The sequence below is a fragment of the Bartonella sp. AP58NXGY genome, assembly GCF_042195785.1.
GTDB lineage: Bacteria > Pseudomonadota > Alphaproteobacteria > Rhizobiales > Rhizobiaceae > Bartonella.
The window spans coordinates 1-1,217 of record NZ_JBHIOY010000080.1; the positions used below are offsets into that span (position 1 = coordinate 1).

Below are 1,217 nucleotides of genomic sequence, written 5' to 3' on the forward strand. Positions count from 1 at the left end.
AAAAATAAAAATATTATTTTATCAAAAAGAGAAATTGATTTTGAAAATTTAGAAACAAACGATTTTGTTGAAAAGGCAATCGAGTGTGATGATGTTCAATCAGAACAAATCAAAACGATAGAAACCAAACAACCAATCATTCACGAGCAAAATATTAATCTTTCCAATGAAGCTAACAACCGATGGCAAATTGACGAAGCGATGATTGAGAAATTGCCTTCACGAAAAGGTAAAAAGGTTGGTAAACAACTTTCAGAAATCGTTGACAAGATAATGCCTGCTTATTTTCCAGAGAAAGCAAACTTTTTTGAAGAAACCAAGGAAATAAGGGAAAAACAAGAAGTTAAAAGAATACTAGAAGATTTCAAACCTGATTTTCAATACGCAATTGAACAAGGATTAACGCATGATGAAGCCTTATCAGAATTTGAAAAATTTGTACGCTTTTCAAAAACCAATCCATGTCGAAATGCAAATGAACGCGATTGGCAAAGCGCTTGGGATAATTGGATTACGCATCCAAAATATGGATTGGTAACTAAGAAACACGTAAAATCAGAAGTGAAAAAACTATATGAAAGCGCATGTTATAAACCACCGTCAAACATCTTTTCAAACAGACTGTCAGAAAGATTTAGCATACCCCTAACAGCGATTTACGCTTAAAGACACGTATGGATCAGAATGCATCAGGAGTAGAGAGGCTATTAGTTTATTTGCTAGATAATGAAATCGTATTCAAAAGCATTGGAAAAAACAGCAAAGTAGTGAAGTTTGGTATTCATATTGGCTTAGACATGCGTTTAAATCGACAGAAAGGCACCGTACAGAGCGATTTAAAGATTTTGTGATAAAAACCACATTGAAATTAAAATGCTTCTGTACAGTCCATTTTGAGGCAAATAAACCCATTGGTAAAGTTATGGATTTAGATAGGGGATATTAAACCAGATGTTTTTAAGAAAACGTAAACAGCCTATACAAAAAAAATTTATTGCAATGGCAAGAGGGCACGCACCATGGGGATTAGGGGTGGCAGAGTATTTTTACAACCTTTACGAATATGATGATGGATCAAGAGAATATGAGGAATTCGATGGTGGTCAGTATCAAGAGATGCCTGAAAGAGTTGATTACAGTACCAAGGCGCAAGTGAAAGCTTGGGTTTACGGTGGCGATTTGCCAAGAAGTGTATTGAGTTGTGAACCTTTGATAGA

General features: G+C 34.9%; 1 protein-coding gene and 1 pseudogene. Both read left to right on the forward strand.

Annotation, left to right across the window (positions count from 1 at the left end):
- A pseudogene (locus tag ACFINC_RS09565) lies at nucleotides 1-666 on the forward strand (hypothetical protein); the annotation flags it as partial.
- Nucleotides 667-951: 285 nt separating this feature from the next.
- Nucleotides 952-1,217, forward strand: a 266-nt coding sequence (locus ACFINC_RS09570) for a hypothetical protein (RefSeq protein ID WP_375617060.1), incomplete at its 3' end; no start/stop codon positions are given.